This is a genomic window from Streptomyces sp. NPDC046261 (assembly GCF_040646235.1).
Lineage (GTDB): Bacteria > Actinomycetota > Actinomycetes > Streptomycetales > Streptomycetaceae > Streptomyces.
In genome coordinates, this window is sequence record NZ_JBEYZU010000007.1 from 189,049 (window position 1) to 202,803 (window position 13,755).

At 73.0% G+C, this 13,755-nt stretch carries 11 protein-coding genes; 7 read left to right on the forward strand and 4 right to left on the reverse strand.

Annotated features, from left to right (window positions below; all coding sequences use genetic code 11):
- The first annotated feature begins 35 nt into the window (after positions 1-35).
- Positions 36-1,031 (forward strand): helix-turn-helix domain-containing protein, encoded by a 996-nt coding sequence (locus ABZ956_RS16015; RefSeq protein ID WP_361892939.1) that lies wholly within the window; start codon positions 36-38, stop codon positions 1,029-1,031.
- A 147-nt stretch (positions 1,032-1,178) separates the two neighbouring features.
- Positions 1,179-2,033: an arylamine N-acetyltransferase gene (locus ABZ956_RS16020; RefSeq protein ID WP_361892942.1), complete on the forward strand. Its 855-nt coding sequence runs from the start codon at positions 1,179-1,181 to the stop codon at positions 2,031-2,033.
- Here the strand turns inward: ABZ956_RS16020 and ABZ956_RS16025 are convergent.
- The 3 genes from ABZ956_RS16025 to ABZ956_RS16035 form a co-directional block, all read right to left on the reverse strand.
- Entirely contained in the window at positions 2,005-3,444 is a 1,440-nt protein-coding gene (locus tag ABZ956_RS16025) for an MFS transporter (RefSeq protein ID WP_361892945.1), read from the reverse strand. The two genes, ABZ956_RS16020 and ABZ956_RS16025, sit on opposite strands and share 29 nt — an antisense overlap.
- Positions 3,441-4,121, reverse strand: a complete 681-nt coding sequence (locus ABZ956_RS16030; RefSeq protein ID WP_361892948.1) for a TetR/AcrR family transcriptional regulator — start codon at positions 4,119-4,121, stop codon at positions 3,441-3,443. Before ABZ956_RS16030 ends, ABZ956_RS16025 begins: the two co-directional genes overlap by 4 nt.
- Before the next feature lie 83 nt (positions 4,122-4,204).
- Entirely contained in the window at positions 4,205-5,524 is a 1,320-nt protein-coding gene (locus ABZ956_RS16035) for an aminotransferase class I/II-fold pyridoxal phosphate-dependent enzyme (protein WP_361892950.1), read from the reverse strand.
- A gap of 121 nt (positions 5,525-5,645) precedes the next feature.
- Here ABZ956_RS16035 and ABZ956_RS16040 point away from each other — a divergent pair, with 121 nt between their 5' ends.
- Positions 5,646-6,869: an MFS transporter gene (locus ABZ956_RS16040; RefSeq protein ID WP_361892953.1), complete on the forward strand. Its 1,224-nt coding sequence runs from the start codon at positions 5,646-5,648 to the stop codon at positions 6,867-6,869.
- Here ABZ956_RS16040 and ABZ956_RS16045 read toward each other — a convergent pair.
- Entirely contained in the window at positions 6,866-8,233 is a 1,368-nt protein-coding gene (locus ABZ956_RS16045) for an NAD(P)/FAD-dependent oxidoreductase (protein WP_361892955.1), read from the reverse strand. The two genes, ABZ956_RS16040 and ABZ956_RS16045, sit on opposite strands and share 4 nt — an antisense overlap.
- A gap of 141 nt (positions 8,234-8,374) precedes the next feature.
- Between ABZ956_RS16045 and ABZ956_RS16050 the strand changes: the two genes are divergently transcribed.
- From ABZ956_RS16050 to ABZ956_RS16065, 4 genes are all read left to right on the forward strand, one after another.
- Positions 8,375-8,944: a GNAT family protein gene (locus tag ABZ956_RS16050; RefSeq protein ID WP_361892958.1), complete on the forward strand. Its 570-nt coding sequence runs from the start codon at positions 8,375-8,377 to the stop codon at positions 8,942-8,944.
- An 84-nt stretch (positions 8,945-9,028) separates the two neighbouring features.
- Positions 9,029-9,463, forward strand: a complete 435-nt coding sequence (locus ABZ956_RS16055; RefSeq protein WP_361892961.1) for a protein-tyrosine phosphatase family protein — start codon at positions 9,029-9,031, stop codon at positions 9,461-9,463.
- 89 nt (positions 9,464-9,552) lie between these two features.
- Positions 9,553-11,163: a hypothetical protein gene (locus tag ABZ956_RS16060; RefSeq protein WP_361892963.1), complete on the forward strand. Its 1,611-nt coding sequence runs from the start codon at positions 9,553-9,555 to the stop codon at positions 11,161-11,163.
- 1,170 nt (positions 11,164-12,333) lie between these two features.
- Positions 12,334-13,737: a helix-turn-helix transcriptional regulator gene (locus ABZ956_RS16065; RefSeq protein ID WP_361892965.1), complete on the forward strand. Its 1,404-nt coding sequence runs from the start codon at positions 12,334-12,336 to the stop codon at positions 13,735-13,737.
- Positions 13,738-13,755: the final 18 nt, after the last annotated feature.

Consider the following 13,755-nt stretch of genomic DNA (forward strand, 5'->3'; position numbering starts at 1 on the left):
GTTCCCCCGGCCCGCGTGAGTGCTAGAAATCGCATATGGCGCAACATTCCTCGCAGGCGGTTCGCCCGGCGGGCCTTCATCGGGTCGTCGTGATCGTCGACGAGAACTCCAACCCCTTCGAGCTCGGCTGTGCGATCGAGGTCTTCGGGCTGCGCAGGCCCGAGCTCGGCCGTGAACTGTACGACTTCGGGCTCTGCTCCCCCGGGCCCAGCACCCTGATGCGGGACGGGTTCTTCACGCTCACGGGGGTCGCCGGCCTGGAGGCGGCCGAGGCGGCGGACACCTTGATCGTGCCCAACCGCCCCGACGTCGAGGTGCCGCGTCGCCGGGCGGTGCTCGGGGCGATCCGGCGGGCGCACGCGCGCGGTGCGCGCTTGGTCGGCTTCTGCAGCGGCGCGTTCACGCTGGCCGAGGCCGGGGTCCTCGACGGGCGCCGGGCCGCCGCGCACTGGCAGTGGGCGGACGCCTTCCGGGCCCGTTTCCCTTCCGTCCGGCTCGAGCCGGACGTGCTGTTCGTGGACGACGGTGACATCCTCACCGCCGCCGGCAGCGCGGCCGCGCTCGACCTCGGGCTGCATGTGGTCCGCCGCGACCACGGCGCCGAGGTCGCCAACTCCGTCAGCCGGCGGCTGGTCTTCGCGGCGCACCGGGACGGCGGGCAGCGGCAGTTCGTGGAGCGTCCCGTGCCCGAGATCCCGGACGAGTCGCTGGCGCCCGTCCTGGCCTGGGCCCAGGAGCACCTGGACGCGCCGCTCACGGTGTCCGCCCTCGCGGCGCGCGCGGCGGTCAGTCCCGCGACGCTGCACCGGCGCTTCCGTGCGCAGCTGGGGACGACGCCGTTGGCATGGCTCACGGGCGAACGGCTCGCCCTGGCATGCCGGTTGATCGAGCGGGGCGAGTCGCGCTTCGAGGTGGTCGCGCGGCGCAGCGGGCTGGGCACCGCCGCCCATCTGCGTACGCTGATGCGCCGCGGGACCGGTCTCACGCCGTCGGCGTACCAGCGCCGGTTCGGGCCCCCGGGGGTGAACTGAGGCCGGGGCGGGTCCGGTGCCCGGGCGCCATCGGCTCATGGGCCTAGGACCAAATGTGGAGGCCCGCACCGTCCGCGGGCAGAGGCCCCGGGGGCGGCGCGGCGCTTACGGTCGTGTACGCAACGATCGAGAAGCGAGGAACCCACGATGCAGACGGACCGCAAACACCACTGGAACGGCGACCTGCTGGATCTCGACGCCTACTTGGACCGCGTCGGGTACGAGGGCGAGCGGGCGCCGACCCTGGACGTGTTGCGCGCGCTGCACCGGGCGCACGTCACCTCGATACCCTTCGAGAACGTCGACGCCGTCCTGGGCGTGCCGGTCCTACTGGATCTCGAGGCCGTCCAGGACAAGCTGGTGCGCGGCCGGCGCGGCGGCTACTGCTTCGAGCACGTGACGCTGTTCGCCGCCGTCCTCGAGCGGCTGGGCTTCCGGTTCACCGCCATGAGCGGGCGGGTGACGCTCGGCGAGGACAAGATCCTGCCCGCCACCCACGCGCTGCTGGCCGTGACGGCCGCCGACGACGAGCGGCTGTGGCTGTGCGACGTCGGGTTCGGCTGCGGGCCGCTGGAGCCGATCGAGCTCGCGGACGGCACCGAGGTGGACTACGAGGGCTGGAAGTTCCGGCTGGAGCGGCGTCCGGGCGTCTACGGCATCGACGACTGGTGGCTGTACCAGCTCAAGGCCGGGGGCTGGCAGGACCGGCACACCTTCACCCTCAATCCGCAGTACATGATCGACTATGTGGGGGGCAGCCACTACGTCTCCACCCACGCGCGCTCCCCCTTCGTCAAGCGCCTGTTCGCCCAGCGGTTCAGTGCCACCCATCACCACCGGCTCGACGCGACGACCCTGACCGTCTTCCGTCCCGACGGTTCCAGCACCGAGCGGAAGATCGAGCCGGCCGAACTCGGGCAGGTGCTGGAGGAGGAGTTCGGGATCGTCGTGGACGCCGGGGACCTCGCCCGGCTCAGGGAAGACGGCCTGCACTCGGCCTGACCGGGCCCGCCACCGCGGCCGTTCGCCCGTGCGGGCTCCCGCGCCGCAGCAGCGCGGCCGGCAGCAGGGCGAGGGCGGCGAGTCCGGCCAGGACGAGCAAGGCGGGGCCTGTCGCCGGGGCGGAGCGGATCGCGTCGGCGGCCGTGGAGCCGGTGGCAGCGGTCATGGGCATCATGCTCGACGCGACGGCGATGCCGAAGGCCGGGCCGACGTTCATGGCGGTCTGCTTCAGGCCGCCGACGACCCCGGCGTACCCCGGCGGCGCGTCGCCGACGACGGTCCCGGTGGCGGTGACCATCACGGTGGCGATGCCCGCGCCGAGTACGGCGAAGGCGGCGCCCGTGGCCGGCCATGTGCTGGTCGCGGTGAGCCGGGAGAGGCCCGTGAGGCCGAGGACGACGAGGAGGATGCCGGCTGTGGCCGTGCGGCGCGGGCCGTACCGGCGCAGCGCGGCGCCGGCGACGGGCGCGCCGAGGACCATGAGCGCGGTCAGCGGAAGGACCCGCAGACCGGTGGTGAGCGGGTCGAGCCCGAGGACGTCCTGGAGGAAGAAGGTGGCCACGAACAGGGCGCCGAACATGCCGCCGGTGGTGAGCAGCAGGATCGCCATGGAGGCCGTCACCGGTACGGACCGTGCCACGGCGCGCGGCACGACGGGGTGGTCGATGCGGCGTTCGTGCGCGACGAGGGCGCCCGCGAGAGCCGCGGCGACGGCGAGTCCGAGCAGGGTCGGCGTCGCGGTCCAGCCGTGCGCCGGTACGCCGACGAGGGCGTGGACGAGGGCGGCGAGTGCGGCGGCGAGCAGGCCCGCGCCCGGAAGGCCGAGCCGCTGTGACAGCTCGGGGGGAGGCGTCGGTACCCGTACGGCGAGGGTGAGCGCGGCGATCACGAGGGCGACGGGGACGTTGACCCAGAACACGGCGCGCCAGCCCAGGTGGGCGACGAGGACGCCGCCGAGGAGGGGGCCGGCCGCCGAGGCCACGCCGATCGCGCTGGTGCGGATGGCGACCGGTGCCCCGACGCGGTCGGCGGGATAGGCCAGTCTGAGCAGCGCGAGGGTCGCCGGCTGCAGCAGTGCGCCGAAGACGCCCTGCAGGGTGCGCAGGGCGATGACCCAGCCCACGGAGGGGGCGAGGGCGATCCCGGCCGAGGCGGCCGCGAAGCCGAGGACGCCGATGCACAGCAGCCTCGGATGCCCGTGCCGGTCGCCGAGCCGGCCGGCGAGGACGAGGAGGGCCGCGACGGCGAGCAGGTAGCCGGTGCTGGTCCACTGGACCTGCGCCACGCTCGCGCCGAGTTCGTGCTGCATGCGGGGTTGCGCCACGAGCAGGACGGTGCCGTCGAGCGCGACGATCATCGCTCCGGCCACGCTGGCCAGGAGCGCCAGATGCTCCCGCGCGGGCCCGCTCATGCGTCCGCCGGGCCGAGGTGGGCGTCCAGGACCGCCGCGACGAGCCGGTCGAGCTCTTCGAGGCGGTCATCGTCGGACGGGGCTGCGGGGAGGACGAGTTGGAGGCTGCCCCAGGCCCAGAGCTGGGCGAGGCCGTGCAGGTTCGACCAGAGGGCGGCGGCCGTGACGGCGGCCGGCGTGTCCGGCCCCCGCTGGTCGCCTCGCTCGGGCCGGCACCGGGCGACGAGCCCGACGAGGAGTTCGAACAGCGGCAGGGTCGACTCCCGCAGCCGGGGCCGGCCGGTGGTGTCCTGCTCGCCGCGCAGGGCGGCCTTGTCGCTGTCGAGCAGGTCGTGACGGAACATCAGCTCGAACATGCCGCGGCACTCCAGCGCGTAGCCGACGTACGCCCGCCCGATCGCGTGCGCTTGCTCGCGCGGGGTCCGCGCGCCGTCGGCCGTGGGTCCGGACGTGGGTCGGATCGCGGCCTCGATGCGTGAGGCGAGGTCGGCGAAGCCGCGCCGGGCGATCGCGGAGAGCAGGGAGTGGTGCGTGGGGAAGTACCGCCGCGGGGCCCCGTGGGAGACCCCGGCCCGGCGGGCGATCTCACGCAGGCCCAGCGCGGCGCTGCCCTCGGTCATGACGAGGTCCACCCCGACGTCGATCAGCCGGTCACGGAGGGAGGGTTCACGTTCCATAGACAGTGTCTACCAGAGCGGCGTAGACACTGTCTACCAGCACAGCAGGGCGCTGACACCAGGTGCGGCCCCGTCCCGGGGGTTCACCCCCCGTACGTGGCCTGGGACTCCCCCAGCACGGCCGCGAAGTCGCCGGCCAGCCGTCGGGCGTCGGCCGGCGGCAGGCCGGCGGTGGTGATCCGCACGCCAGGGGCGGTCTCGATACGGAACCGCGCTCCGGCCGCGACCCACCAGCCATGCGTCCGCAGCCCGTTCACCACCGCCGACTCGTCCCGCACCGGCACCCATACGTTCATGCCGCTCATGCCGTGTGCGGCGATGCCGCGTCGCCCGAGTTCGTCGGTCAGGGCCCGTCGGCGCTCGTCGTACGCCTCCCGCGCCCGCCGCACGAGCCCCTGGGTGCCGTCGTCCGTCATCAGTGAGAGCACCGTCTCCTGCAGCAGGTGACTCACCCACCCGGAGGTGAGCAGCAGCCGCCCGTCGTGACGGGCCAGCGTCGTCGCGTCGCAGGCGGCCGCCGCCCACCGCAGGTCCGTGCCCAGGTACTTCGTCACGGTCGCCACGTGCGCCCAGCGGGTGAGCCCGCCGGCGGTGAGGGTGTGCAGGGGGGCGGCGGCGATGCTTCCGGCGTGGTCGTTCTCGATCACGAGCACGTCGGGCGCCTCGCGCAGGACGTCCACGAGCGCGTCGCGGCGGGCCGCGGAGAAGCGTCCGCCGTACGGGTTCTGCGCCCGGGGGCTGCAGACGACGGCCCGTACGCCGGCCCGCAGCACGGTGCGCAGCGCCTCGGGGCGCATGCCCTCGTCGTCGACCGCGACCGCGACCGTGCGCAGGCCCAACGCCGTGACCAGGTCGAGCAGATGGTGGTAGCCGGGGTCCTCCATGGCCACGGCGTCGCCCGGGCGGAGTTCGACGGAGAGCAGCCGTCCGATCAGGTCCAGCGCCCCGTGCGCGAACGTCACGTGCTCCACCGGCACGCCGCCGGCCCCGAGCCACTGCCGCACGGCCTCCTCCAGGCGGGGCAGCCGGGGGGACGAGCGGTGGGAGCGGGCGCCGGGCGCGAGGCGGCCGGGCGGCAGCAGGTCGGGCAGGAACGCGGGGTCGGGGTGGCCGCCCGCGAGGTCGCGCAGCCCGTCCGGGACTCTGGGCGGGCGCCGGGACGCCACGGCGGGGGCGGGCGCCACGACCGTACCGCCGCGTCCGCGCGTGACCACGATCCCGCGCCGGCGCAGTTCCTTGTAGGCGGTCGCGACCGTTCCGGGGCTGATCCCGAGGTCCTCCGCGAGCCTGCGCACCGGCGGGAGGGCCGCGCCGGGCTCCAATCCGCCGTCCGTGACGGCCCGTTCGACGGACGCGGAAAGGGCCTTGGCTGTCGTACCGGTGATCCCATATTGTGTTGCCACGTAGTCAAGTATGTATCAATACATACGTGTTGGCAAGAGGATCGGGGGGACCGTGAGCTCGGGTCGCAGGTGGATCGCCGCTGTCGGGGCACGTGTACCAGGAGGCCGGGACGGGCGCCGGATGCTGTGGGTGGCCCTGGTCGACAGAGTCGGCAGCGGCCTGTGGGCCGCCACGTCGGTGCTGTACTTCACCTACGTCGCCCACCTCGGCGTGGCCCGGGTCGGCACCCTCGTCGCCGTCGCCGGCGTCGCCGGCATCGCGGGAGCGCCGCTCGGCGGCCGCATGGCCGACCGGCTGCCGCTCACCCGCGTGCTCGCCGCCTTCCAACTCCTGCGCGCCGTGGCCGCCTTCGCCCTTCTCGCCACGGACGACTACGCGCTGCTGCTGGCCTGTTCGGCGGCCGGGGGCTTCGGCGACCGGGGGGCGAGCGTCCTGACCAAGCTCTACGGCTCCCGCATCGCCGGAAGCGAGCGGGTCCGCTACCAGGCGGTCAACCGCACGGTGGCCAACGCCGGATGGGCCATCGGCGGCCTCGGCGCGGCTGCGGCACTGGGCATCGGCACGACCGCCGTCTACCGGTATCTGCTCCTCGGTGACGCGCTCTCCTTCGTCGCCGCCGCCCTCATCACCCTGCGCTGCGCCGAAGCCTCCGCGCCCGCCCGCACCGTCGCCCAGGGCTCCGGCCCGGCGCCCACCGCGGCGCCGTCGAGCCCCTGGCGCGACCGCGCCTACCTCACGTACATGGCCACGGAGGCGGTGCTCTTCCTCGACGACTCCGTCATCAGGGTCGGCCTGCCGCTGTGGGCCGTACGTGCCACCGACGCCCCGCACGGCCTCGTCCCTTTGCTGCTGGTGCTCAACAGCGTGCTGGTCGTGGCGCTCCAGGTCCCCCTGGCCGGGTTCGGCGCCACCACGGCCAGGGCCCGCGCGCTCCTGGTCCCCCTTTGTCTGACGTTCGCGGCGGCCGGCGTCGCGATGGCGGCCTCCGCCGCGCACGGCGCCGTGCTCGCCACCGTCTTCCTCATCCTCGCCGCCACGGCCATCACCCTGGCCGAGATGCTCCACGCCACCGTCTCCTGGGAACTGTCCGTCGCCCTCGCCCCGGAGGACGCCCAGGGCGCCTACCTCGGCGTCCACGGCCTGGCCCAGGCGACCCAGCGCGCGCTGGGCCCGCTCGCCGTCACCGCGGCCGTCGCCACCGGCCCCCTCGGCTGGGCGGCCTTCGGCGCGCTCACCGCGGGCACCTGCCTGGCGCAACACCGCCTCGTCCGCGACCGGGTGCCGCGGGCGGAGGCGAAGGAGGCGGCGCCGGAGCCGTACGAGGTGTCCCCGGCCGGCCGTTAGAGCCCCTCCGGCCGCTCCGTGGAGGAGGAGGTACGGGCGCGGACCTCCTCGGGCGTGAGGTAGGCGTCGGTGAACTCGAAGTCCCGCAGGGTGGCGGGGCGCCTGCTCTGAAAACCGGTACGGACGTAGTCGTCGCCGGCCGTGGCGTTCAACAGCCAGTTCGTCATCGTCCGCACCTTGGCGACGTGGGTGCGCAGGGCCATCAGGTGATAGCCGCGGGCCACCGCCTGCGCCGGAAGGCCGGTCAGCTGCACGCCCAGCGGCCGGGAGACCGCGTCCTTGCCGCCGAGGTCCACCACCAGCCCCAGGTCCTTGTGCACATACGGGCGCAACGGCTCCCCGCGCAGGTGCGCCACCACGTTGTCCGCGACCACCTTGCCCTGGCGTTGCGCGTGCTGCGCCGTGGGCGGGCAGGAGGAGCCGTCGCCCTTGGCGACGTCGGGCACGGCCGCGGCGTCACCGAGCGCGAAGACACCGTCGTAGCCCGGCAGCGTCATGCGGTCGGTGACGGCGAGCCGGCCCTTCACCGTCTCCGCGCCCAGGGTGCCGATCAGCGGACTGGCCGTCACGCCCGCCGTCCACAGCAGGGTCCGGCACGGCAGCGTGCGACCGTCCGTCAGGGTGACCCGGTCCCGCTCCACCTTGTCGACCGAGACGCCCAGGGAGATCTCGATGCCGCGCCGTCGCAGGGTGCGCATGGCCGCGGCGCCCAGCTTGTCGCCGAGTTCGGGCATGAGCTTGGGCGCCAGGTCCACGATGTGCCAGGTGATCTGCCGTGCGTCCAGCCGGGGGTAGCGCCTGCAGGCCGCCGAGGTGACGCGCTGCAGACAAGCGGCCGTCTCGGTGCCGGCGTAGCCGCCGCCCACCACCACGAACCGCAGGCGCGCGGCGCGCTCGGCCTCGTCGGTGGCCGCGTCGGCCAGGTCGAGCTGGGCGATGACGTGGTCGCGGAGATAGGCGGCTTCGGCCAGGGTCTTCATGCCCAGGGCGTGCTCGGCGAGGCCGGGGATGTCGAAGGTACGGGTGATGCTGCCCGGTGCGAGCACGATGGCGTCGTACGGCTCGTCGACGACCTCGTCGGTGATCTTCCGTACGACGCAGACCTTGGCCCGGGCGTCCACGCCGATCGCTCCGCCGGGGATGACGCGGGTGCGGCGCAGGCCCCGGCGGAGCGAGACGGCCACGGACTGCGGGGTGAGGACGCCCGAGGCCACCTGGGGCAGGAGGGGCAGGTAGAGCTGGTAGTCGAAGGGCGCCACGAGCGTGATCAGCGCCTCGTCGGGCGTGAGCTTGCGTTCCAGGCGGCGGGCGCACTCGACTCCGGCGAAGCCGCCGCCGACGATCAGGATCCGTGGACGTGTCATGTTCTGACGTCTGCTCGCTCGGAGCGGTTTCAGTACTCCCCCGCCCACCCGGGTCGCTCCGGCCGCCGACGGGCCGGCAGGGAACATGATCAACGCGTGGGGAGTTGTTCCGACGTTGCGTGTACGCCGTGAAGGAGAGAGATGTTCGCGATATCGCTGGGTGACGACCATGCCGAACTGCGCCCCCTGGAACCGTGGAACGCGGAGGAATACCTCGCCCACATCGACCGGTCCCGCGCCTACATAGGCCGTCATATCGCGCTGGCCGAACGGGCCACCGACCTCGCGTCCGCCAGGGCTTTCCTGCAGTCGTACGCGGACAAGAAGGCCACCGACAGCGGGGCGCTGTACGGCATTTGGGCGGACGGCACGCTCGTCGGGGGTGTACTCTTCCGGACCTTCGACGCCGCGGCCGGCACGTGCGAGGTCGGCTGCTGGCTGGAGGAGTCGGCTGTCGGCCGGGGACTGGTCACGCGCGCGATCACGGTGCTCGTCGACTGGGCGGTCGAGGTGCGCGGGATCCACCGGGTCGAGTGGCAGGCGTCCTCCGCCAACGCCGAGAGCCTCAAGGTCGCCCAGCGGCTCGGGATGGAGCGGGACGGGGTGCTGCGGGAGAGCCACGTCCACCGCGGCGTACGTCGTGACACGGAGGTCTGGTCGGTGCTGGCCCCGCAGTGGCGGGCCCGGCGGGAAGCCGCCCGGCAGGGGTGACGTGCCGTCGGCGGCCGCGCACGCGAGCACCCGCCGAACGGGCGTCCGTCGAGGGCGCCGTCCGGCGCTCGGTAGGGTGCTCGCATGGCGGAGAACTGGAGCTCGACGGACCCGGGGGTCATACGGTTCCCCTCGGGTGTCCTGGTGCGCGGCAGGGGCCTGCGCCACCCGCTGCCCCCGGGACCGCGGCCGTCCCTGACCGTCCATCTGCTCGGCAAGCGGCCGCCGCCGGCCGCGTGGGAATCCCGGTGGGTGCGCTGGCCCGACTTCCGGCTGCCCAAGGACCGCCGGCAGGCCCGGGAGGCGTTCGCGGAGGCGCTGGCCCGGGCGGCCCACGAACGCGTCGAGATCGCCTGCGGCGGCGGGATAGGCCGGACGGGAACGGCGCTGGCGTGCATGGCCGTGCTGGACGGGGTCCCGGCGGAGCGGGCTGTGGAGTTCGTCCGCCGGCACTACCACCGGCGCGCTGTGGAGACGCCCTGGCAGCGACGCTTCGTCCGCCGCTTCGCGGACGCGTAGGGGCACCCTCCCGGCCGGGCGCTCCGGCCGGTCCGCGCCGCCCTGGCCCCCTGGGAGTGCGGCCGTCGTGGTGCCTGACAATGGCGCGTATGCGTGCGATACCTGACGAGCCCTTTCCCGAGGCCCGCTGGCCGTACCCGGCCGTGGTGAGCGGAGACGGGCAGTGGCTCGCCCTCGTCGCCACCCCGGCGCCGCGGGACGGCAGGCCACGGGTGGCGGTGTACCGGAAGGGCGACCTCTCGCCCTGGCATGTCGTGGAGCTGGACCACTACGTGGAGGTCTTCACCTTCCACCCCATCCTCCCCCTCCTCGCCATCGGCACCGAGCGGGGCGACGAGTGGGAGCGCAACGGTGAACTGGTCCTCTTCGAGCCGGAGCCACGACGCCGCACCTCCCTCCGCTTCCCCGGCGAAGGCGTGACGGCTCTGCGCTGGATCGACGAGCGCAGGCTGGAGGTGACCCTGGCCGAGCCGAACCGTTGCTACGACGATCCGGGCGACATCTCTACCCGGTGCGTCGCCGAGCGGGACGAGTGGCTCGGTCTCGAGGACCTCGAGGGCGGGGGCCTCACGTTCGGCCCGCGGGTGGCCGTGGAGCAGGAGGACGTCTTCCGGCAGCCCGCCGCGGACCGGCCGGGTGACCGGCTGGCCGCGTGGGCCGCCGAGGCGGGGCGCCCGTGGGGGCACCGCGACGCGGTGATGGCGGTGGAAGGGCTCCGGGACGGGCGGATGCTCGTCGCGCACCTCAGCAGCAGTCTGCTGGCGTGCCGGTCGGCTTCGGGTGATCTGCTGTGGTCCGTGCCGGTGCCGGAGGACACCTTCCACCGGTCCGGTGGCGAGGTGTACGTGGCGCCGGACGGACACACGGCGTGGGTCACGGTGCTCGTCGGGGACAGCGCGGACCGCAAGACGCTGCTCCAGCGGATCGACCTCGCGGACGGCACGGTCCTCGCCGAGCGCCGGGTCGACTTCCCCGCCACGCTTGTCGATCGAGCCGACGGCGCCTGGGCGGCCCGCGACTCGCGCGATCTGTTCCCCACGGCGAGGTGGGCGCCGTACGAGACCCCTGTCTTCACGCCCACGGGCCGGCAGCTGGACACGGTGGCGCTGGGCGAGTGCGATTCCTCGTACCGCGGGTTCCGTGTCCGTCGCTCCCCGCACCTGTTGTTCTTGCAAGGCATCGGTGAGCGGTTGTTCGTCCAGGGGTACAGCAGCGAGCCGTGCCCGGAGAAGTGGGTGGTCAGGGTCGCGCCGGAGGGCATCGAGCCGCTCTTCCCGCTCCGGTGGGGCACGTGCCCCACGGGGCCGATCGGAGGGGGCCCGGGCGTCTTCGTCGAGGACGGCCTCGGACAGGCGATCGTCCACGTCTGCACCACCCTCGACGGTACGTACCTCTTGCGCCGTGCCTTCCCGGAGGGCGAGGTGGTGTGGACGTACCGCGTGGACGCCACCGTGGTGGGGGTGGACGCGCACGGGGGTCTTCTGCATGTCACGACCGGCGAGCGGGAGTTGCTGACGCTGCGACAGGAGGACGGCGAGGTGCTGCGCCGCCGGCCGACCGCCGTCGGCCCGCACGTCTTCCTTCCGCGCTGCATGAGCGTCGCCCCGAACGGAGAGGTGCTGATCGGGACGGCAGAGGGCCGGATCGTGGTGTGCGGCCAGGAGGCACGGGACCCGGACGTCCACCCGGCCGCCGGCTGAACACGATCGCGTCCCCGGGGCACGGCTGTGGGCATGTGCGGGCATGAAACAGCCCTCGGCTCTCCGTATCGATCCGTGAGTCCCGGTCGTCGCCCGGACTCCGATGTCGATACGTACTTGCCGAGGGCCTAGCCAGTTGCCGAGATGGGGGTCACTCGGGCCGATGGACGTCTCCACCGACGGTGCGGCTCTCACCGGTTGTCTGGTGTATTCCCAGTTTCCTCCGCTTTTGTCCGTAGTCAAGAGGGAATCCGGAACTAAATTCGCTGCCCGAGGCAACCAGGCACGGGGAAGTCGTGTACGGCGTGGACCGGACGCCGGGCCGGGGCGCGCGGCAGCCCAGGTCGGAGTGCCTGTCATACCAGGAAAGGCAGGCCCCACGGGCGAAATCGCCGAAATCCGGTGAGATGGGCACGGATTTTCACTACGGAATTCGGACGGTCCTGCGGCGTTCCGCGAAATGGGCGCGATGCACCATTAGGGCGATTCGTTTTCGGCGCAGTGTAAAGCTAAGGTCACGCTCAGGCGCGTGCAGGGCGTGAAGCGGTCGCCAAACCTTCATCCAAAGCCCTGCACGCGTCCCTCAGCGATTCGAACGACCAGGAGGAACCGAATGAAACGATCCCCCCGGCGCCGACGTGCCAAACAGCTTCAGCACCGTCTGGCTCACGACCTAGAGACTAGCATTCGCTACGAAACCTTCCGTCGTGTGAACCGATCTGGCAAGAGTGCGCTTGCCTGGTTCCTGGCCATCCTTGTCACGGGTTTCCTGCTGATCTCGGGCACCAGACTCCAGCTGCAGTTCACTCCGGAGTCCGCCTCCGCACTCCTCGCCGCTCTCGGAGTCGCTGGTCGAGGCCACTGGCCGAGGCGAAAGCGCCGGTCCTGAAATGCGCCCGGTGCCGGCCGGATCCCGCCGGCCGGCACCGGGCCCCTGTGACGAAAAACAGGAATCCGGAGAAGCCATCCGGTTTCCGGTAACGAAAATACAGGTCCGCTCCCACCAAATCAGCGACGGAACTTCCCAGGCTGAACCCTTTTCGTAGCAAGAGGACGGCGAGGATGAGTTTTTGCCAGTTCTGCCAGACGCCCCTCGGATCCAGTGGTGAGCCCAAAGTGGGCCGCCCTCAGAAGTACTGCAGCACCCCCTGCCGCCAGGCCGCCTACCGCATGAGGAAGAACCCCCAGGCCGCCGTCTCCGCGCCCAGCGTCCCCGCACCCGCCGCGCCGCCGGTCCGCCCCCCGCTGCCCAAGCGCCGGCCCCGGGCCGTCCAGGGGCCGCACCACCCCTCTCCCTCGTCCCCCTCCGCACCGTCGGGGGCCGACGAGGTCCTCGCGGAGATCATCAAGGACATTCTCGAGGAGACCCGCCAGCTCCAGCGCAGCCTGCCGGCCCCCGACGCCGAGGAGCCGCTGCGCAGGGCCGAGCAGCTGCGCGCCCAGCTCGAGAGCCTCACCGCCGGCCTCGTGGGCCGCGCACGCCACCGGCGCGTGACATGGAGCCGCATCGGCCGCCTGCTCAACGTCAGCGAGGACACCGCACGCCACCGCTACACCAACGCCTACATCCTGCGCCGCCTCAGCCAGCACATCCACCTCCGGAGCACCCCGTCCTCCCTGGGCGCCCTCTACGGCGAGACCGCTCCACCCGGGGAATCGCCACCGCCGTCCGACCTGCCGGTCGACACCCCCCTGTCCGCCCGCACCCCGGCGAGCCCGGCGTTCAACCGGCTCGCGCCCGTCCTGTCGATGCTCGCCCGCGCCTCCAAGATGCAGCTGCAGGTCCTCAGCCGCCGCGTCGGCTGCTCGGCCTCCTATCTCTCCCGGATCCTCAGCGGGGAACGCGTACCCGCCTGGCCCCTCACCGAGCGCTTCGCCATCGCCTGCGGGGCGGATCCCGCCGTGCTGCGCCAGGTGTGGGAGACCGAACGGCTGCGGGACACGGCCGCCGTGGCCGCCCCCGTGGTGGCCACTCCGGGCGAGATCATCGCCGACCAGGACCGGCTGCTGGGCCCGGCCCGCCTGCTGGCGGCGCTGCGGACCCTGCACGTGCGGGCGGGCCAGCCGACCGCCTACGACATCGCCGTCGCCACGCGCTGGCGGCTGTCGTCCGACCGGGTGACGACCATGCTGGAAGGCACGCAACCCGCCGAGTGGGACGACGTCGCCGCCCTCCTGCACGTCCTCGGCGGCCCTCTGGACTACTTCAGGCCGCTGTGGGAGGCGGCCGTACAACACCCCGACCAGCAGCAACACCAGCACCGGCGATCATCCGGCCAGGACACCGGAACGCAGACACCGCACCAACCCGTCCGCCACCTGGCGCCCGGCACGGACGAGCAGCCGGACGGCGCGGCGGACACCGCCGGGGACCCGGCCGCCGGCGAATGCGCCGAGGACGCCGACGAGGAGGGGGACGAGCTGCACCATCTCCTCACCCGGTTCAACGGGGTCCTCAGCAGCAGCGACATCCTCGGTCTCGGCCGGCGCGAGCACCTGCGCGGAAGGATCGCCCGCCGGCGCGGCACCTCCTGCACGGCGCCCGTTCTCAAGTCCGACCCCGACCACCAGTAGTTTCCCTGCCCTTCTCGA

Coding starts and splice junctions, on each gene's coding strand:
- ABZ956_RS16065 (WP_361892965.1), top strand. CDS start 12,334: ATGAGGAAGAACCCCCAGGCCGCCGTCTCCGCGCCCAGCGTCCCCGCA.
- ABZ956_RS16045 (WP_361892955.1), bottom strand. CDS start 8,233: ATGACACGTCCACGGATCCTGATCGTCGGCGGCGGCTTCGCCGGAGTC.
- ABZ956_RS16020 (WP_361892942.1), top strand. CDS start 1,179: ATGCAGACGGACCGCAAACACCACTGGAACGGCGACCTGCTGGATCTC.
- ABZ956_RS16030 (WP_361892948.1), bottom strand. CDS start 4,121: ATGGAACGTGAACCCTCCCTCCGTGACCGGCTGATCGACGTCGGGGTG.
- ABZ956_RS16060 (WP_361892963.1), top strand. CDS start 9,553: ATGCGTGCGATACCTGACGAGCCCTTTCCCGAGGCCCGCTGGCCGTAC.
- ABZ956_RS16025 (WP_361892945.1), bottom strand. CDS start 3,444: ATGAGCGGGCCCGCGCGGGAGCATCTGGCGCTCCTGGCCAGCGTGGCC.
- ABZ956_RS16040 (WP_361892953.1), top strand. CDS start 5,646: ATGCTGTGGGTGGCCCTGGTCGACAGAGTCGGCAGCGGCCTGTGGGCC.
- ABZ956_RS16055 (WP_361892961.1), top strand. CDS start 9,029: ATGGCGGAGAACTGGAGCTCGACGGACCCGGGGGTCATACGGTTCCCC.
- ABZ956_RS16050 (WP_361892958.1), top strand. CDS start 8,375: ATGTTCGCGATATCGCTGGGTGACGACCATGCCGAACTGCGCCCCCTG.
- ABZ956_RS16015 (WP_361892939.1), top strand. CDS start 36: ATGGCGCAACATTCCTCGCAGGCGGTTCGCCCGGCGGGCCTTCATCGG.